The organism is Ancylobacter crimeensis, assembly GCF_023016805.1.
Lineage (GTDB): Bacteria > Pseudomonadota > Alphaproteobacteria > Rhizobiales > Xanthobacteraceae > Ancylobacter > Ancylobacter crimeensis.
Map to the genome: position 1 here is coordinate 97903 of NZ_JALKCH010000009.1, position 20096 is coordinate 117998.

Annotated in this window: 10 protein-coding genes; 1 reads left to right on the top strand and 9 read right to left on the bottom strand. The window is 65.3% G+C overall.

What is annotated here, in order from left to right:
- Window positions 1–26 precede the first annotated feature (26 nt).
- The 4 genes from MWN34_RS14485 to MWN34_RS14500 are packed head-to-tail and all read right to left on the bottom strand — an operon-like array spanning window position 27 to window position 12666.
- Window positions 27–1781: a hypothetical protein gene (locus MWN34_RS14485; protein WP_247030018.1), complete on the bottom strand. Its 1755-nt coding sequence runs from the start codon at window positions 1779–1781 to the stop codon at window positions 27–29.
- On the bottom strand, window positions 1778–6265 hold the full coding sequence (locus MWN34_RS14490; RefSeq protein ID WP_247030019.1) for a hypothetical protein: 4488 nt from the start codon (window positions 6263–6265) through the stop codon (window positions 1778–1780). Before MWN34_RS14490 ends, MWN34_RS14485 begins: the two co-directional genes overlap by 4 nt.
- Entirely contained in the window at window positions 6262–9099 is a 2838-nt protein-coding gene (locus tag MWN34_RS14495; RefSeq protein ID WP_247030020.1) for a hypothetical protein, read from the bottom strand. The genes MWN34_RS14490 and MWN34_RS14495 overlap by 4 nt, the downstream gene beginning before the upstream one ends.
- A gap of 15 nt (window positions 9100–9114) precedes the next feature.
- A complete protein-coding gene (locus MWN34_RS14500) occupies window positions 9115–12666 on the bottom strand; it encodes a DUF6603 domain-containing protein (RefSeq protein ID WP_247030021.1) in 3552 nt (1183 codons plus the stop codon).
- 350 nt (window positions 12667–13016) lie between these two features.
- On the opposite strand from MWN34_RS14500, the gene MWN34_RS14505 reads away from it, so the two are divergent.
- On the top strand, window positions 13017–15422 hold the full coding sequence (locus MWN34_RS14505) for an N-acetylmuramoyl-L-alanine amidase (protein WP_247030022.1): 2406 nt from the start codon (window positions 13017–13019) through the stop codon (window positions 15420–15422).
- Between the two features lie 218 nt (window positions 15423–15640).
- On the opposite strand, the gene MWN34_RS14510 is transcribed toward MWN34_RS14505, so the two are convergent.
- The 5 genes from MWN34_RS14510 to MWN34_RS14530 are packed head-to-tail and all read right to left on the bottom strand — an operon-like array spanning window position 15641 to window position 20072.
- Window positions 15641–16378 carry an SDR family NAD(P)-dependent oxidoreductase gene (locus tag MWN34_RS14510; protein ID WP_247030023.1) on the bottom strand — a complete coding sequence of 246 codons (738 nt, stop codon included), beginning with the start codon at window positions 16376–16378 and terminating at the stop codon, window positions 15641–15643.
- Window positions 16378–16815, bottom strand: a complete 438-nt coding sequence (locus tag MWN34_RS14515) for a MaoC family dehydratase (protein WP_247030024.1) — start codon at window positions 16813–16815, stop codon at window positions 16378–16380. Before MWN34_RS14515 ends, MWN34_RS14510 begins: the two co-directional genes overlap by 1 nt.
- A 7-nt stretch (window positions 16816–16822) precedes the next feature.
- A complete protein-coding gene (locus tag MWN34_RS14520; protein WP_247030025.1) occupies window positions 16823–17233 on the bottom strand; it encodes a Zn-ribbon domain-containing OB-fold protein in 411 nt (136 codons plus the stop codon).
- Window positions 17230–18411: a thiolase C-terminal domain-containing protein gene (locus tag MWN34_RS14525; RefSeq protein WP_247030026.1), complete on the bottom strand. Its 1182-nt coding sequence runs from the start codon at window positions 18409–18411 to the stop codon at window positions 17230–17232. Before MWN34_RS14525 ends, MWN34_RS14520 begins: the two co-directional genes overlap by 4 nt.
- The gene (locus MWN34_RS14530) at window positions 18408–20072 is read right to left on the bottom strand and encodes an ABC transporter permease subunit (protein ID WP_247030027.1); all 1665 of its coding nucleotides are present in this window, start codon (window positions 20070–20072) and stop codon (window positions 18408–18410) included. Before MWN34_RS14530 ends, MWN34_RS14525 begins: the two co-directional genes overlap by 4 nt.
- Between the last annotated feature and the right edge of the window lie 24 nt (window positions 20073–20096).

Consider the following 20096-nt stretch of genomic DNA (forward strand, 5'->3'; position numbering starts at 1 on the left):
GCGTGGGTGCCGCGTGAAGGTTCGCTTCACGAGGGAGCAGGATCCAGCTGATCGAAACGCAAGCCGCCAGATCCTTCACCTTTGCCGATCTGACGGCGATAGGCGGTCCACAACCAGGTTCCACCGTCGATCCACCGTGCCATGCGGCGATTGCGGGTCAGGCGCAGGCCTTCGCGCGGAATCTCCTCGTCGAACAGGAGCAGATCCGCGACCCCAGCCAAAATGTCGCCTTGCGCCGGATGCGAGATCTGGCTTCCGTCAGGCTCCAGGATCGCACCGCGTCGCAGGCGCTGAATCATCTTGCCGTCGGCTCCGATCCGTTGGACGGGCAGCAAGGGAATCCAGTTTTCCGGCACGGTGGATGCCAGGCGATAGCGCAGCCCGCCGGTCGGGAGATCGGATGATGTGTCGGAGAGGTCCCCGGGACGGTGCATCGCCTGCTCCATGGGACTTTCGATGGACCGCTCCATGGCCCAGGCCATGTTGGCCATCTCGTCGCGCGCAAAGAAGACATCTTCCAGCATGGGCCCGTCGAGCAACCGGCCCGCTGTTGAAGGCAGGAAGAACAGGTTGCCATGCGGCAGCGGCGCAGGCTCCTCGCCGGGATAGCGGATGTGGTCGAGGCTCCACATCGACCACCCCGGTGCGGCAAGGCCGCTATCGCCGATCGGGCGGATCATCGTTCGCACGCCGAAGCTGTCTGTGATCACCAGGCTGTCAATGCGCGTCACGGACCCGATCGGCAGAGTGAGAGGCACGACGAACCAGTCATTGCCGAAGCTGCTCGCGTATTCGATCGCCATCAGTTGGGCGAGGTCGGTCGGTCCGACGGGCATCAGGCCATAGGCGAGCCCGGCTTCTTCCATCTCCCAGTAGCGAGGCGCGGGCGCGCCGCGAAACGTCACCGGCGCGGGGACGGCCGTGTGTGTCTTTGCGACGAAACGGCGGTCCGGAAGCGAGCCGAGATTCACTTCGGCATTCAAATCGAAGCTGCACCAGTCGACCCGACCGTCGTCGATGCCCGATGCGGTGAGATTGATCTCGTCCATCGGATCGGCGGAGATACGGGCGGTCAGGGTCAGCGCATATTCCAGCCGGTCGGCGACCCATGTGTCCGCCGGATTGGCTGGCTGGGAACAGAAACCGTCATACCAGACGAGCCAGCCTGTCGCCGCCGTGATGACCTTGGCCCGATCACCCGGCTCGATGCCCAGGGCGGCATCGGCGACGACCTGCTCGATCCCCGCACGGAAGGCGGCGGCCAGACGCCGCCCATCGGGTACCCGGCCTGCCATGAGCGCAATAAAGCGACGCGTCGGCTCATCCGATGCCACGCCGGTGGGTAGCTGAAGTGCGAAATGGGCGGTGACGATGTCGCGATAATCCCTGGATGTCGCCTGCGCGGCCAGCATGCGCAGGAAGTGTTGGCCCGCATCCGCCGAGAACGGCAGGAGGCGCAGGTCATCTGCAGCTTCAGCTCGCATCGGCCGGCGTTCGATCAGGGCCTCGAGCGGTTGCGCCAACGGATCGAAGGCTGCCGCGGTAGCCTGCGTGTCGGCCGGCAGCGGGCCCGGCCATTGCCGGGTCAACGTCGCCGTCGTGGCGTCCATCGTGGCCAGAACCGGCGTGCCGCTGTCCTCGGCCTGGAACTCGCCCATCTGCCACTGCCGCGAGAGCAGCCACAGCGGATCAAGCAGCCGCGCCTTGAGACTGTTCGTCATCTGCGGATCACGGGCCTGCGGTTCGAGCCGGACCCAGCTTGTGATGGACGGATCGCTCATCGTGTCAGCGGCCCCAGATCTGACGACGCTACGTCGTCTGCGACGTTGAAGGCGAGGTAGGCGGCGGGAAGATAGTGGGCGGCATCCCCAAGCGTGTTCGGATCCACCACCCGCAGCTTGGCCAGATCCAGCGTCTCGGCCAGCACCCGGTAGAGCGTGCCGACGGTCCAGTCCTGATCGGGCTGCGGCGGCACGGCGAGCAGGATGGCCTGGGGCGCCATCGCGTCGGGCGGATTGAACTGGAAGGTGAGTGCCGTGGTTTCCTCGATGGAAGGCACGACCTCCGTCCATTCGTCGATCCACAGCCCGCAGAGCGGAGCAGTTGCGTCGAGAATGCCGTCCGTGGTCTGCAACACCAGCGACAGCGCACCGAAAGCGAGCGGCTCACCAGGGAGCATCGGCAATCCGACCCAGCGCCGGCCGACGGAGAACGGCAATTGCGCCACGTGCAGGTTCAACCTTTCGCCGGTGTCCAGCGCCTCGGCGCCGCGCAGGCAAGCGCCGAGGCGGGAGAGCGGCTCGCGCACGCGCGACGCGCGCAACAGCCAGCCCTCCGCCGCCGCCGGCACACCCCGCAACAGCGCCGGAGCGTCGGCCAGCGCCGCGGCGAGTTCAGCCGCACCGGCCGCATCGCAGGTGAAGCTGGCAAGGCCCGGAAAGCCGCTGCCGAACACGGCGGTCAGGCGCTCGCGCAATTGCCGGGCCCTCGCGCGATCATCACTTGCCGCCGGCATCTTTCGCAGATCCGCACCGCGATCGAGACGGGCCTGCACCGCTTTGGCCAGTGCCCGAGCCTGCGCAGCGAGCGCCGCGCGGGTCGAGCTATCGTCGCCGCTCGCCGAGGCCGGAACGGCGGGGCCGATGCCGAACCCCGCGCATTTCAGGATCAACTCCCGCAAGGCGTCCGAAGAAAGCCCGTCCTGAGGCTCCGACCCGATCGCGGCCAAGGCCGCCTCTGCCGCGACGATGCGCCGTTCGAGGTCGACGAGATCCGCGCCGGTCGCCGGAGCATGCTGGGGAGGCGCGATGTCTTCGGGCTCGGCAGCGCGTGCCCCGGAAAGGAGCCGCTGCGCCGTGCACGCCTGTTCCAGAATGTCGAACAGGGTCCGTTCGCCCGTTGCCAGATCGGCTGGCCGGTCATGATTGAGACCGAGTGTTCCGCCCGCCCCTATCATACGGCGCGCCGCATAAAGCACCCGCTGCTCCAGCTCGCTCGGGCCGGTCGAGCGCGCGGCGGGATCGGTCGCCACACTGCAGACAACATCCAGCGGGGAAAGGCCGAGATCGCTGAACGGCAGGGTCCGTATCGTGCTCGCGCCGGTGGCATCGGTCACCGTGATGGAACAGCGGATGTTGCGGGGATCGCCAAGCAGCCGCGATGTCCATGCATTCAGCATCGGGTCTGCGCTGGCCCGCGCCGAACTGGCAGCCGAGGGCCAGCCGGCCGCCGGCTGGACGGAACCCGACATCAGGACCAGCACGCGATGGGTGAGTGCGGTTCCGCTGCGAGGCATGTGAGCGACCTCCAGTTCGGGAGGCGCCCCGTCCCCCTGGGCAATGGCTGCCAGACTGCTCGCCAGTCGGGTCGGATTGCCGCGTGCCATCTGATAGGCGGCTTCAGCAACGAGGCCGTCGCTCAGCCCATCGATCATGTCGGCGAGCTGGTCGAGTTCACGCGCGGCCTTGTCGATATCCGCACCCGCGGCCTGCAGCTTTGCACGCACCGAGGCGTTCTGATCTCGCCACAGAGCCTGGAGGGCCAACCCGTCAACAACGTTGTTGGCAGCGATGGCCTCCAGCGGCTTGTCGGCGGGCGTCAGCCGCCCGGCCGTGAGCGGGGCAAGCTCGCGCAATGGTGCGATACAGGCGTCGAGACCCAGCTCGTGCAGGCCACGCTCGACCCGATAGCCGAGAAGCGCGCCGAGTGGCTGGCCCTGTCGCATGCCGGCCAGCAGTTGCTCGGCGTCGCGAACACGACGTGAACTCAGCCGGATCGCAAAGGGACTGTCGGGACCGGGAGAACCGTCCGCACCGAGATGAGCGTTCCGCAACAGAGCTGCGGCGCTGGCGTGGGTCAGAGACGGCGCATGGATGAAGCCGCTATCGTCCGGAGCCATAAAGACGGGATCGGTCATGCCGGGCGGTGGCTGCGGAACCGGCTGGAGCGCCGGCGCGGGATGAACGTTCTCAATCCAGCCATAAGCACCCACATAGATACCCTCGGGCGCAGCGGCGCGCATGGCCCGCAGACGCTGGGTGGCGAAACTCGTGATCCAGGCATCGAGGCGGTTCGCCGCGAGATCCAGCCCGCCCAAAAGCAGAAGTTGCAATCGCTCCACATCGAGGGTCTGGAGCTGGGCAAGCGCGCCGCGATATTCCCCGAGGCTCGCCAATGCCTCGTTGTCGAAGCTGGTCTGCGCTTCCAGGAAGGCGCCGATGGTTTGCGGCGCCGTTGCCGACGGGATCATGCCCAGTTGGCGGCGGAAGCTGGGTGTCGGCTCGGCACCGGTCACGAGGTCGATCAATTCGGCGTCCCGCAACAGCGCACCCAGATCCGCGCCAGGGGCGCTCGCCGCCAGCCGGGCGGCCGCCTGCGCTGTCTCGCGTAGCAGCCCGTGTCGCAGAACCGTCTGCAGAAGAGTGCCCTGAGGCGTCGTTGCCGCGGGATCCGGGCGCTGGCCGATGACCGCGTCGAGAGTCGGTGCGGCCAGGAGCGCAGTGATGTAGTTGGGCGTGAGCGGGACATCGGCGGCGATCGGACCATCCTGCACGAGCGGCGCGTTGACCGGCCAGGTGAGTTCGGCATAGGCGACATGACCGAGGCGCGCCTGGTCCGGCAGGCCGAGCCGACCGGGCAAGGCCCCCGTGATCTCGTCCTGTGCCTGGATGAATCCGGCAGCCTGCAGATCCTCGCCGAGGAATGCGCGCAGGTGCTGGAGATAGTGGCGTCCCAGCAGGGCACGTGTTCGCACCCCCGCGGACACGCCGTCCATCTGCATCATGTCGGCGAGATCGGCGTCCGGATCCGGGGGCGAGGTACGGGCACCGAGCCGCGGCACCTGCCCCAGCTGCGGCCGCCAGACCCGGTCGCGCAGCTTCACCAGAAGGTCGCGAAGCTGCAGGTTCCGCGCAAAGGCCGCGGTCTCATCCGCCTTTGCCTGCAACAGATCGAGCGAGGTGACGGGCAACAATCCATAGGGTTGACGCCCTGCGCGCAGCGGGGCCAGCGGCCCGAACGCACGCACGTGATCGATGAAGTACCGCCGCACCCAATCGACCGTGTCCGGCGTCAGGCCCGTGCCCTCGAACCCGATCATATTGTCGAGGAAATAACCCCAGGTCGTCGGCCACAGCGCGGCGCCGAGATTGCGATTGTCCGCCTCATGACATTCGTCGGCCTGACCGAGATAGCCGAGCGTGGGAGCGACGCGGCCTGCCGGCAAACCCAATGCGAGACCGAGCTGTCGCGCGTTCGTGTCCTTGCCCAGCATCGACGGATCGGGAGCGATCTCCCGCATGAAACTGCGTTCCTGGCCGGGATCGGATGCGGCATAGGCAGTACGGCCGTCGGCGGTGTTGTTGGTGACTGCACCGAGGCGCAGGAATTCCAGACCATCGGTGTAATGATGTGCGTCGAGAAGGTCGGCCAGCATGACCGAGCTCGCCGCCGCATCCGCCTCGGCCGTGCCGAACACCATGAGGCTGTCGAACCCATCCGCGCCGATCGTCGCGGGCAAGGCGACGCGGACGCCCATGCCCTTGGCCTCGGCCGTCTCGAAATCCACCATCCAGCGCATGCCCTCATCGACCGGAGCCTGCTGACCGTCGGCCGGAACCGCTCCCTTCGGATCCGGTCCGACCGCCAAGGGAGACGGGATGGGGCTTCCCTGCGCGGCAAGCACCGGGATGCCTCCGGCCTGCAGCACAACGATCCATCGCGCGGGCAGCAGACGAGCAGCCGGGGCACTCCTCCAGGCGGAAGTCTGCTCAGATGGCTCGGTCATCACATCCGGGAAGGCCGGGGGGGCCTCGAATGGGTGATCGGGAGCCATCGGCGCGGACGGCCGGTCGCCCGGATTGGTCGGCCGCAATGCGCGCACGATAAAGGCCGCCCGCGCCGGCCCGTATTGTTGGGCCAACTGCCGCCACGCGGCTTTGCGCGTCGGCAGATCGTTGCCGGCCCGCCAATCGGCTTCCCAGTAGTGGATGCCCCACTCCCGCTCGGCGGCCAGCAGCTTCGGCTCGTAGCTGTCGAGATGGATCTTGTCCGGATAAATGCGCACCCGCAGCTCGCGCGACCCGTCAGCCAGGGTGAAGAACCGCGTCTCGAGCCGGACCGGCAGGAGTGCAAGCGGCCGGTCGGACGCGCAGAGCTTCTGGCTGAGGTCCGGCGATGGAGGAGCATTTGGGGACGACGAGGCCGCTCCGGGGTCGAAAATCCTCGTTGGCAGGTCCGTGGTGGTGCGGAAGGGCGGGCGGCTCATAGCGGTGGCCTCGCCGGTGGCGTCAGGCGCGAGCCATGGATGGCGACGCGCGCGGGAAGCCGGCGGGTGATTCCGGCCATATGTGCCCCGTTCCGGCCCCAGCTCAGGCCGCGCAACGCGGTTCCGTCCGGTGCATTCCCAAGAGCCGAGATTCGTCCCGCAGGAGCCCCGGCATCGAGACCGAACCGTGGCTCGGTGGGATGCTCCTGGATGATGACGTAGCAACCCTCGGAGCCGTCGGCGCCGGTAACCGCCGCCGCCGGCAGATTGAAGCCGAAAAAGGCCACGTCCGGCAGCATCGAGCCGGTGAAGATCGGATAGATTTCGTCGGCGGGCGCTTCGCTGATCTCGCGGCCACGCGCCGTGCGTATCGCGCGGGCCGCGTAAATGACGGCGTTGGGATATCGCTGCAGGAGCGCGCTTCTGACCAGCATGACGAACCGGTCCGCATCGGTGGCCGGCACGGCTGGCGAGTGGCCCAAAGCATTGTCGCCCCATGTGATGAGCGGAGCGATGTCGGCGTGGCCCGGACCGGCGCCGCGCACGTCCCAGAATTGATCGAAGCACGTCGCGCGTTGGTCCGTAGGAAAGCCGCGCCAGAGCAGTTCGCCGTTCATCTCCCCGTTCAACCCGACCATGTAGGCCTCGACGAAGGGCCGGTTGGTCTTGAGGCCGAGCACCGTATCCGGCGGAACGGCATCGAGCCCCGGGAGCAACAGGTCCTGCGACAAGTCGCGCAGCGGCTCGTACATGGGCTGGGGAAAGCGCGGCGCAGCCATCACAATGTCGAGTCCCACATGCATGCTCGCCGGAGTGTCAGCAGGCGTGGTGGCGGCGGGGCCGGAGGCGATCACGGCCTTCGCCAGAGCCGTGAGGGTGACACGCGGGTCAAGGTGACCAAGCACCGCCGCCCGGACGCCGTCGACGTCCAATGGCGCCGGAGGCCCGACCATGATCGCCATCCGGCCCGGGTTCAGGCGCGTCAGATGGGCGACGGCGGCCTGACGAAACGCCTTGGCACTCTCGCTGTCGGCGAATGGTGGCTGGTGGGGAAGCCGCGGCGGCGGAGCCACCACCCGCACCGGTTGCCCCTCCGCGACAACGGCGAACAATGGCCTTGGCGCTGTCGCCGCGACGAGGTCGGCGGTCACCTCGGCATAGCCGCGGATGCCGGGCGATCCGCCGATCCGGGCGAGAACCGCCCGGATGGTCGCAGGCCCCGTCGCGGGCGGCGGCGGCAGAACGACCAGCCCGTGGTTAAGGATGCTGATCCAGTTGCCCCCGGCCACGCGGGCGACCGCCTCCGAAGCCACCCGACGGGTCATCGGCCCGCGCCCCCGGCCAATCCGTCGCATGGCGACGCTCACGGCCGCAAAGGGCGCCGCCGATCGCGTCATCTGGGCGATGAGGGTACGCGGCTGCGGATCGGTGCCGAGAGGGGCGCGGATCCGTCCGAACACCGGTGCTGCAAAGCGCAACACGGCGTCCATCTGCAAGGGCTTCAGATGGCGGGCGTGGACGTTCGACCCGACCGCAAGGCTGAGCTGCAGCAGCCGCAGGCGCTGGTTCGCCGCGCGCAGGTCGGCCGCCTGCTGCCAGGCTGACGCCATGAGGGCTTCCTGATGCTCCTGCACCACGCGCACCCCGAGCGCCGCGATACTACGCCAGCGTGGGTCGAGATTCAGCGTATCGAACCAGACGCTCGCACTCGGTGTCGCGATCGTGCGGGCCGCGTACCAGCGGCCATAGAGCGGCGGTGCCAGCAACGGATCGGCAGCCGGATCGGCGGCCTCCAGCCGGCCGGGCGCATTGACGATCGTCGCGAGCGCCGTCTGGAAGGGTGGGGCAATATCGGGTGGCAAGGGAGGCGGGGCGTCTGGAGCATCCACCGGCTGCAGGGCCCCCGGTACGTCCACCAGGACTGACATCGGAAAACCGGCGGGCAGGGCAAATCCGGGATGGGCGATCTCCACGGCCCGCATGCCAAGCCCATCAGGCGGCAACCGAGGGATCAGGCGCCTGGCCAGGGCTTCGAAGTCTCCTTCCGCGCCAGTACGGAAACTCCATGAGTGGTAAACCGGCAGCACGACGTCCGTCGGCGGTTGAGGAGTGAGCGACCACGCCGGGGCAAGACTTCCATTCGCGGCCGTCAGATCGGAGCTGGTCACGGGCAGGCCGAGGCCGGCCTTGCGACCGACCTCGAAGGTGGGAACGACACAGGCGAAATAGTCCGTGTTGGCCTGCAACCGGCGCGAGCAGAGCAGTCGGGAGAGCGAGAGTTCCGAACCGCCATTCAGGGCCCCGCTGACCGCCTCTCGCGTGCTCGCGCCCGTCGCTGCTTGAGCATGCGCCCAGGCCCAGGCATCCGCGAGATCCGGCAGTTCATCCGCGGGAGAAGCCGTTCCGCCGATGTGCAATTCGGGCAACGGCCCGGTGCCCGGAGGTGTCAGGCTCACGCCGTCGCGGCGCATCACTACGACGAGACAGAGCCACGGCCGCAACCGCGAGCGATCGCCTGGCTTCAGGGGCGTGAACAGCCAGGGAAAATCCGGACGGTCGAATTCGACGCTGGCGAAGTGGTTGGGTTCGAAATCCGTGCTGTAGGGTCGCGGCTCCATCCGGATCACCTGATGGACGTCGATGCCCGTTACATCAGCCGGCCCTCTCAGTTGCGAAACCACTGTCAAAGGCGGTTCGGCGTTGAGGGTGAGGGTGAATTCCACACTCGCCATACCGGCCTGAGCGGCACCGAGATTATCTGCAGTGGAAAGGCCGGCTGCTACGCCCTGTCGTACCCAAGGAAGGAAGCTGAGGTTGGCTTGCGTGTCCGGCACGTCGCCCTCCTCTCCTCAGGCCGCCAGCTCGTAGTCGGGCGTCAGCTGCCACATCGCGCGCCCGACATTGAGTTTCGCGACCTCGCCGCGCAATTCGGTCCACGTCCGATCCGGGGCGACGGGATGCGCCTCGCCGTCGGCAAGAGGAACCACCGTCCAGTGCACCAACAGCACCGTTACGGCCGGCCCAGCGCCTTCATTAGCGAAGCGTGCCCGTCCGGTACGGCGCGGTGCGGCTCGACCGGCCGCACCGCTCATGGCCAGGCTCGCCAGCCGATCCGGACTCAGCGCATACGGAAGACGGTCGGGCAGGGGCGGGGCGGCCTCATCGTCAAATGTGACGGTGTCGTAGGTCAGCGGTCCGCCGACGATCTCGTTGGCATCGAAGGTGACAGCGTCACCGAATACAACGCCCGCCTGCATCATCTCGTAGGAAGGCGCGGCGAGCTTCTCGTCATCGCTCATGGCAAAGAACTGCGCCGGCGAGAACTGGTCCATGACAGGTTGCAGATCCTGAGGATCGCCATTGATGGCCCCGGCGAGCTGGAAGTTCCGTGCGCCTGCGACCGGCACCCCGCCGAACAGATCGATGTCGCGTCCGGCATTCAGCGGGACCGTCAGCTGGCGCATGACCAGCCGGCCGCCCGGATCAAGCGTCAGTCCGTCGGCGGACGCCTTCCGTAGCGCCACGCCATGAGCCCCCTGACCGCCTTCGGTGGCCCAGCTTTCGGCCGCGACCAACACCCGCTTGAGCTCGGAGATGACGTCGATGGCCGCGGAAAGCAATGGCAGATCGCCGGCGACGAGCGTCTGGTCGATGCGAATGGTGAAGTCGCACCAGAAGATCTCGAACGAGGCCTTGCCGCTCATCAGCAGCGGCAGCGGACCCTCCAGCGTGCCGTCGACCGAGAGCTTGAAGAGGTTGGTAGAGCCATGCTTCAGCTGCACCGAGGCGTGGAAGTCGGCGATGAAGTGGATGGGAACCAGCTGGATCAGCACGTCGAAACCCACATCGCCTTCGATGCTGAAGCCATACGCCGCCGCATAAAGCGAGGCACACGCGCCGAACTGCACCGTATTGGCGGTGACCGCGAAATAGGCCTCGCAGGTCAGCCGCGGATTGTCTCCCGAACTGAGGGCGATGGTGATCCTCGGCAGGTCCGGCAGTCCTTCCGGCGGCGCGAAACGCTGGTTGAGGCCACCGATCGCCATCACGAAACTGGACCCGGGGCCGGCTTTCAGCCGAGCGCGCAACGCCATGCTGCCGGTGAGGGGGAACCGGTGGGCGAGACGGGAATCCACCAGCACGGCGTCAATGGAGACCGTGCCCTCGTCGAAGTCGAGCACCCCTACAGCATCGAGATTCAGTCGCACCAGATCATTGTCGGCCTCGGGCAGCAGGCAGCTGATGCGACCGAGCGCCAGAAGGCGGGTGCGCGCACCCACCTCCAGGACGAGCGCGAGACTGGCCGTCACGAGGGTCGGCGTCGGCCAGCCAATCTGCACCAGCAGCCCAAGAAGATAGTGGCCGCGCTGGAACGGGAAGGCTGCCGACAGCGCCGCCACCACGGCGGGGCCATTCGCCGCCGGATCACGAGGGAACAGCAGCGCCGCCAGCGTGTCGGCCGCCAGACCCTGACGGATCGCTGCCTCGTCGAAGGTACGGTGCACACCAAGCATGCCCCCCACGCCCGTGAGCTTGAAACCCATCCCAAGCTGGACCGGAGTGAACCCCTCGACGGTAACGAAGACGAGGAGCGAGAATCCGGGGGCGCCATCGGGTGCGGATGTGGTGATGAGGCCGAACGCCTTCAGCGTCAGCCGGCCCTGCAGGGAGAGCCGCAGGTCGCCGAAATAAAGCGATTGCGCCTCGTCGTGGAACAGGAAGCCGCCGCCGGTCACGAGACCCGCCGCATCGATGTCGAGCCCTACGCCGGCGGGCGCACGCAGGCCCGGCCTTTCGATGTGCAGCACGCCCAGATTCTTCGAGCGAGCGGGATCCTTGAGCGACCACAGCACATCGACAGCGACGCCGGGGCCGGCGATAGCTGCGGTCACCGGGCCGAGCTTCACGCTCAGATTGACGCCGAGGCCAAAGGTGAGGCCCGAACCCGTTGCGGTGTCGGCGCTGCGGAAGTCGCGGGTGATCGACTGGATCAGCAGCGGACCGATGGACCTGCCCACCGGCACCACGCCCGACGGCGGCGTTCCCTGCACACTGACGCCGATGTCGAGACCACCATCGCTCCAGAAGGTGAGCGCGAGGTCACACTCGACCTGCGCGCCACCCTGCGGCAGGACTTCGCCGAGGAAACCGTCGCTCTCGCCCGAGAGCACGAGACGGGCATGTTCCGCCTTGGCGGTGAAGCCGATGCGCTGCTGCGTCGGCGAAAGGGCAAAGTCGAACTGAACCCGCAGATCGCCCACCTCGATGCGACTACCGCCGGATTCGCCGAGCTGAAATGCCGGCTCGGCGCCACGGGCTCTCGCGGCCCCGATATGGCCCGTCGCACCTGCACCTGCAGCGGCAGGGTCCAGCAGTTGGAGGCCGTCGGGCCCCACCACGAACACCGGCAGGTCGCCGGTCGTCGCAGCCTCCAGGTTCCAGCCGCCACGCGTCTCATTCCAGGCGAAGGCACCGGCGGCGCCGAAGATAAGGCCCGCGATCCCGCCCTCATGCTCCGTTGCCGATGCCACGATGCTGAAGCCGATCCGGCCGATGCCGTCCGCTCCGGGGAGCATCAGGATCAGTCGAGGAAGGTTGCGGCGCAGGAACACGGCGGGATCGTCGAGCGGCGCAGGCTGCACGTCGTCGGGACCCTCGACGTCGGCGTGATCCTGGGTGTCGATATCTTCGGGTGGCGTCGCACCGGGCGATGGCGGATCGAGTGCGCGCAGATCCTGCCGAACCCGGAGACCGATCACGTCCGCCACGTGAACGAGGAGAGGAAACAAAAGCGCTGCGGAACGGTGGGCATCGGCGGCCTGCGCCATGCCGTTCGGGAAATAGACCTCGCCCAACGTCGCCCACGGGTGTGACATGAGCCCGTCCAGACGCTCGAAATGGAACGTGTCGTCGGCCCAGGGCGTGCGTGTGACCTGTCCGCCCGCCAACTCGAGCGCGGATGGTGCGGTGATTTCCAGAACCTCGATGAGCGTCAGCAGTGCTGCGATACGATGCAGGCGCGGGGCTCGCCGCCGCAGATAGACACTCACGAGGCGGTTGGCGATTTCCAGCCCGAGACTCTCGGCCTGTGCTGCCAGCGTCGGATCGGTGATCGCACGCTCTGCCGCCTGAAAGCCCGCAATGGCCTGCTCGGCGACGGCAAGTGCCTTTACCGCGCCGTCCCACGTATCGAGGGTAGCGGGATCAAGGCCCTGTAGCTGTGTGATCGCGCTCGCCACCTGAGCAAGCGCTGCCTGAAGACCCCCATCCGTGGCGAGCGCGGGCATATGTCCGAGGGCGCGCAACATCCTGGCGTAGGATGCCGTGTCACCGACCGCGGCGAGAGGCGCCAGAAACTCTACCAACTCGTCGCGGAGCACGCTTGCCAGCGTCCCAGCCATGACGGATCCCCAGCGAAATGGGAGAATATATGCATCGATCCAATGTAATTTAGACGAATAATTCAATATATCATATTAGTATATAGGCGACACATCATATATATTTCAGTTATAGATATTATTTTTATTTCATCTTTTCAAGATATACGACAATCACAAATGCCATCATATTTCAATATTTTGTTTCGAAGTATATTTTCTGATGGCAGAGAAGACGGCACGGATTCCATTAATAAGCTTACGATAGGTAAATTGCAAATATTGTCTCCGTGGATTTTTTACCACATACTGATCCGATAAAGAAGTCGCCATATCGTTTTCTGGGGCAGTGCCAATATAGGGCAGGTTCCATGACCCAAATCGCGATTGTCGTAAGGCCCCTGAAAAATCGTCTCGATTCGACTTACTGGGACGACATGACCAGTGCCCGGCTGCCGTTGCGGCGGATCACGAGTTCGGCCGGTTATGCCAACCGCTTCCCTGGGATCAGCGAGGTTTTCTCCATCGTCGTTCACGAGACGGATGGTTGGCCCTCGCGCAACAAGGCGGAATCCTGGGTCACCGCCTATTCGGGTCCTAGCACGGTGGGACCGCAGGTCGCGATCTGGGGGGACGGGACGATAACGCCGCTCGTCAATTATCCCGACATGACCGGCCATGCGACGTTCGTGAACCAGTGGGCGCTGGGCGTGGAGACCGGTCACCGCGACGACCGGACCGGATACACCCTTCCCAATCCTCCCCGCTCCTTCGCCTGGGAACAGCTCTCGACCGACGCCAACGATCTGACGGGACGCAAATATTTCGTCCTCCGACAGGTCGCCGACATACCCAGCGAGATCATCGCGGCCTGGTTCCCGACCGCAACCTACAACGGTCCAAAGCGTGATGCCGCGGTGCCCGCCGGAATGTTGTTCAACGAATTGCAATACCGATCCTGGGCGCTGCTGGCCCGCTACATGGCGGAAGCCTTCTTGGTGCCGCGCAATATCCCGCTGCTGCCCCATGTCCAGCGCTCCGCCACGATAAACGATGCGGCCACCTTCCGCCGCATCGTGATGGCCGACGAAAACGTCGATGCCATCAAGGACACGCTGGTCCGCGAACTTCTGACCATTCCGGGCGGGGCGCACACTTTCTTGGCCACCGATTTCACGGCCGGCCAAGAGGCCAGCTTCGATGCGAATTATCTGCTCGCCGCCGTTCCCGCCAATTCAGACGTGCCGGGATGGGGGTTCACGCACAACGCGATGATGATGGGCACCCACCCGGGCGGCGCCAACACGCCGAAGCTGCAGGAGCGCTGCGTCGCCCTCAACAAGGCATGGCTGTGGTTCTTCAAGGTCTATCGCGGATTTCACGGTCACGGCTTCAGCGGCAACATCCATCAGGGATTCACTCGTTTTGATACCGCGAGCAGTTCCTTCACGAGCACGACACTCCATGACCACGATTGCCCCGGCCCGCTGTTCGACTGGCACCGCTTTGCGCGGGAGATGTGGGACTGGTGGTGGTGGCCGTTCGACTTCGACACCGGGCATGCCCACACCAATGCTCCCATCCGCGATTATCGTGCTGCGAGCGGAACGACGCCACTGCGCGAATATTTCTTTCACGAGACCGCGGCCAATGTGAACGCCCGGATCGCAACAGCCGGCGGCATTCACGGCGCCGCCTCCTCGCCAACGACCTACCAGCTCGACGCCGACTCGCCCGTCTATGCGCTCGCCAACGGCGAGATCGTCGCAGCACGGTTTCCCCGCACACCCGCCAATGCCGTGGATATGGGTTTCGTGCTGGTACGCCACGACGTCTACCACACGCCCGATGTCAGTGGCCTCGCCAATCTGCTCGCTCCCCTGCTCGGGACCACGCCCCCGGCGGCAACGCCCCAGCCGGGTGGCCGCATCGACTACGACGTCGAGCCGACCACGGTCTATTCGCTGGTCATGCACCTGCTGCGTCCAGCCGACCTGACCTTCACGGATATCTCCGACGCCAATCCCGAATGGCTGAACCGGCTGATCATCCGCCGCAAGGAGTGCGACCTCGCTTTTCCCCCGGCGACCGGCGCCATGAATGCCACTCTGGCGGGAATGCCCGCCGCCGAATTCAGCCGGCCTCCCGGCGGCCTTGCGCGCCCTACCCTCACCGAGTCCTATCAGCTCGACCAGATCTCGCTGAGCGCTTTCCTGAATGCACTGGAGCAGGGCGACCTGGCGATTTCGCAAAGTCGCCAAGCCTATGAGGCGGCAAGCCAGATGCCGATCCAGATGATCCTCGGCGACTATCTCGGCAAGGCGGGCGTGATCCGCCGCGACGGTGCCGGAATATTGACGCATGGCATGCGGGTCGAGGTGTTCTCCCCCGCGCTCGCTTCTGTCGACTTCCAGGCGATCACCGATCAGACCGGTTGGAACGTTGTCGGCTCGCCGGCGCGGCCAGCCCTGCTCTATCAGAGCGAATGGGCACGCACGCCGGATGCAACAACCTCGGCCACACTTCAGCAGATCGGTGTCGACCCGGCGCTGGTGCCCTGGTGGTCGACCGTCGCGCAGTCTCAAGCCTGGGACGTCTCCATGCCTGCAGCCGACCGTCTGCCCTTGAACGGGCAAGTCTATCACTATTCTCCAGCAACCTTCATGGCCTGGATCAACGATCTTACCTGGGCCAGCGAATGGCCGAAATACAAGGTGATGGACGCATCGGGCAATCCGGTCGCCCGACCGGCCGCGCCGCGCAGCCGGTGGGGTTAGAACGCAGGCCCAGCGCGACGAGAATGAGCCGCGAGCGACAACGAGCGGAGCGAAACGGATCGCCTTGGCAGTTACTTCACCTCAGCGCATGTCGGGAAAGGGTGCTGCGGCCCGCTCGTCAGCCAACATTGCGTCAGCGTGAGATTAAAGTCTTCCCCGCCCCACGGCTGCCATTGATCCCGAACGGCTCGCACGCAACGCAGCAGAACCCCAGCCTTTCACAACGCCGAGCCCCCGTTTACGCCGAGGATCTGTCCGGTAACGTAGCTCGCATCGCCGGACAGGAGATAAACGATGGCGGCGGCGATCTCCGATGGCTCTGCCTCGCGTCGGAGGGGAATGGCGTCGAGCCAGCCCTGCCGGATCTGGGCCGGCACAGCTTCCACCATAGGTGTCGAGGTGGCACCGGGCGCCACCGCGTTGCACCTGATGTTGTGACGTGCATGCTCCACGGCAACCGTACGCGTCAACCCGACCAGCCCGGCCTTCGCCGAAGCATAATTGGCTTGTCCGAACGCACCCCAGCGCGATTCCGACGACAGATTCACGATCGAACCACCGGTCGCCGTCATGGCCGGAATGACGTTCTGGCAACCAAGCCACGCGCTCTTGAGATTGACATCGATCACGAGGTCCCAATCCTCGTCGGTCATCTTCAAGAGAGAGCGATCGCGTGTAACTCCCGCATTATTGACGAGACCGTCGATCCGTCCGAAGCGACCAAGCACTGTTCCAACGCCGGCCATCCATTCGTCGCGGCTGGAAACGTCGAGCGTCACGCCAATCGCCCGGCCACCGGCCGCCGACAGCTCGTCGGCAAGCGCTTCGATGCCCACGCGGTTGCGGTCGGCAAGAGCGACGATGGCACCCTCTTCATTCAGCCGTCGGGCGGTCGCTTCACCGATGCCCTGCGCAGCTCCGGTGACGATGAATACCCGATCCGTCAGGCCACGCATCACGGTTTTCCTCCGATCAGATATTTATTGTAGCCGGACTGCACTATTTTACCGTTCTGATTGAGTATCGCGACCTCCACCTCAACAATACCACGAGACGAATCCTTGCGGCTGGCAGTCTTGGCGGTGATTCTGTAGGTCTGGCAGAGACGATCCCCCACAAGGACAGGCAACAGCATCCGGCGCTGCGTTTCGACGAAGGCCAGGATCTTCCAGCTCATCATCTCCTTGCATGCCAATCCCTCGCCGATAGCGTGAACAAGCAGGCCATGCGCGATGCGTCCGGGATAATGGGTGTTGGCGCGCACCCACTGCTCGTCCATGTGAAGCGGGTTGAAGTCTCCACTCAGTCCAGCAAACCCGACAATGTCGGCCTCTGTGATGGTGCGGCCGGCCGAGACATATTCCGCCCCGACCACGATATCGTCGAACGTCACTTGCATTTCACGCCCCGGTGAAGCACGGCATCGTCAGTCCCGCATGGATCTCCCGGAACACAACTCTCAAGAGCATGTCGCAACGCAACTGTTCGAGCGGTACGTCGACAATCCAGCTGGTCAGTCGCGCGCCCTCCTCGAGATCGACCATCGCGATCACGAAGGGTTCCAAGCCGGCAAATTGTGGGTGCAGCGAGCGCTGCACCACCGTGAAGGAATAAAGGGTCGCGCGGCCGGAAGCCTGAACCCATTCCGGCTCGCGCTCGGGCGCGCCGGCGATGCGAGCACGCGGATACATCTGAACCTTGCCCGTCGTCGGATCACGCTGAATCAGCAGGCGCTCCTGTTCTGCGGCCTCGAACCATGGGGTCGTCAGTGCATCCTTCACCGGAAGAATCGCGTTCATTTCGATCATCATGCCTCTCCGAGGATGAGGGTGGCCGTGGCCGACAGCCAGCCTCCCGTCCCGTTCACCAGACAAAGTTCCGGAGAAGCAAGCTGGAAGCCCGGGCTTTCGCCGCGTAGCTGACGCACCCCCTCGATTACGGCATACATGCCGCGTCGGCCGGAATGATTGGAGGACAGCCCGCCGCCATCAGTGTTGATCGGCAGGCGTCCGTCCGGGCCGATGCCACCGCTGGCGATGAAGGCTCCAACCTCGCCGCGCGGTACGAAACCCAGCGCCTCGAGGGTCAGGGCCACGGTTATGGTGAAACTGTCGTAAATCTGCGCGACGCGAATATCCTGAGGGCCGAGCCCGGCGCTTGCGAAGGCGCGTCTGCCGGAATGCGCCGCCGCAGTCGTGGTCATGTCGACCATCTGGTTCATCTGCATCTGGCCGGCCGCTTCGCCGAAACCGAGCACCGCGGGGCCGGAACGCCGGGTGTCCCGCGCCCGCTCACGCGAAGTCACCACGATTGCGCCACCGGAATCACTGACCACGCAGCAGTCGAGGCGGTGCAGCGGGGAGGAGATCATTGGCGAGGCGAGGACAGCGTCCACGGTGAGTGGATCCCGATACATGGCGTGCGGATTGCGGCCGGCATAAGTGCGGGCCTGCACAGCGATCTGCGCCAGTTCCTCCGGTTTCAGGCCGAAATCGTGCATGTACCGCGTCGCCGCCAACGCATAGGCGGAGATGGTCGACATGCCATAGGGCACTTCAAACTGGCCCGGACCGGTGGGGCCGGTGTTGAAGTCCGGAGCCGGCAACGGCCAGGATCGACCGGAAGAGGCATAGCTGATGACCACGACTTCACAGAGGCCTGCCGCGATGGCGGCCATGGCGTGGCCGACGTGACTAAGCGTCGAAGCACCGCCGATGTCAGTGCTGTCGATCCAGCCGGGCCGCAGTCCAACATACTCGGCAACCTCAAGGGCGTTCATCTGCCAGCCGGCCTCAGACGGGAACGAGGCCGCTGTGGCGAAACCGTCGACATCGGCGACGGTCAACCCGGCATCCGACAAGGCCTCGGCAATGACCTCGGCATGGATTTGGTACGGGTGAATGCCGGGCGCCTTGCGACGCGGCGACTCGAAGGCGCCAACGATGCAGGCCGACCCGCGGGGGAAGCGGTGGGTGGACGTCATGATCATCCCGTCTTCTGTTTACGGCGCCCAGCAAGCGCGCGCGCGGCGATGACGGCCGAGCCGAGTAGAACCGGCACCGTCACTATGGTGGCCACTGCCGAAACCGCGGGGGTGATGCCGCTGCGCAACATCCCGTAGATGGCAACCGGAAGGGTCTTGTCGAACTGCGTTTGGAACAATGCGAGGACCGCCTCGTCCCACGAGGTCACGAATGAGATGAGCATGGCGCCCACCAGCGCCGGCACCATGCTGGGCAGCACGACGGTGCGAAAGGTGCGCGCGCCGCTTGCGCCCATGGTCCAGGCCGCCTGCTCGGTCGATATGTCTATGGCGTTGAGTGCGTTTGCCATCACCAGGAAGGTGAGTGGCAGGCACAGGGCGGCATGGGCGATGGCAAGCCCGATATCAGTGCCGAGCAGTCCGAGCCGGCCCTGCACGTCATAGATGCCGATGCCCAGCAGGATGACAGGCACCACCAGAGGAGTGATCGAGAGCACCTGGATGATCAGCTTTGGCAAAGGCAAATACGTGCGCGTCGCGATACGGGCCAGCGAGATACCGCACACGGTGGCGACGATGGCCGTGGCAATGCCGACGCGTACGCTCTTCCAGAACGCACTGATCCACAATTCGGACGTGAATACCTCGACATACCATTTCAGGCTGAACCCGACCGGAGGAAAGCGAATCTGCGTGGTTTCGGTGAAGGAGGTAGGGACCACCACAAGCAGCGGCAGCAGAAGCAGCAGAATGGAGAAGGCCAGGATGAGAGCGCAGCAGACTGTCGCAGGGGTTATGGTCACGGGCTCGCGCGCGGCCGTCCCGCGTGTGCCCTGCTGCGGGGGTGCGAGCAGGCCTTTGCCATCGATCTTCAGCGCAACGAGATAACCAAGCACCGATACGGCGAGCAGGACTACGCCCATCGCGGCAGCCTTACCCCACTGGAAAGCCAGCACCTGCTGCTGGATGAAGACCGGGATGGTGAGGTCGTGAGGACCACCGAGAATGACCGGGGTGAGGAAGAAGCTCAGGCCAAGCACAAACACAAGCACGCTGCCACCAAGCAAGGCCGGGCGCACCTGTGGGAAATAGATGTCGACGAAGACCATCCGCTCGGAGGCACCCATGGTGCGCGCCGCGGTCAGGAGGGACATGTCGATGGAGATCATCGACGACACGAGGATGAGGATGAGATAGGGGAGCAGATACGCCACCATCCCGACCACGGTCGCAAAGGTATTGTAAAGCAGGGGCAGCGGCTCGAAGCCCAACGCGCTCAGCGCCGAGTTGATGATGCCCTGCTGGCCAAGAATGGTTGTGAAGGCGAACAGGCGGATGATGATGGATACCCAGAAGGGCGCCAGAATCACCACCATGACCAGCGAGGACAACGTCTTGCTCAGACGGGAAATCAGATAGGCGGACGGGAAAGCCAGCATCACCGTCGCAATGGTGGCCATCGCAGACAGCATCAGACTATGCAGCACCACCTGGCGCAGCAGATCATCATGCAGGATTGCCTGATAGTGCCCCCAATAGAGCTGATCAGGGATCGCCACACGTCCCTTTTCGTTGAGGCTCCGCAGCACGATGTTCCAGAGCGGCCAGCCCACGCACAGAACGAGAACGACGGTCGCCGGCAGAAGAAGCGCAAGATAGGTCAGCACCCTGCCCGCGGCCGCCCAGACGGC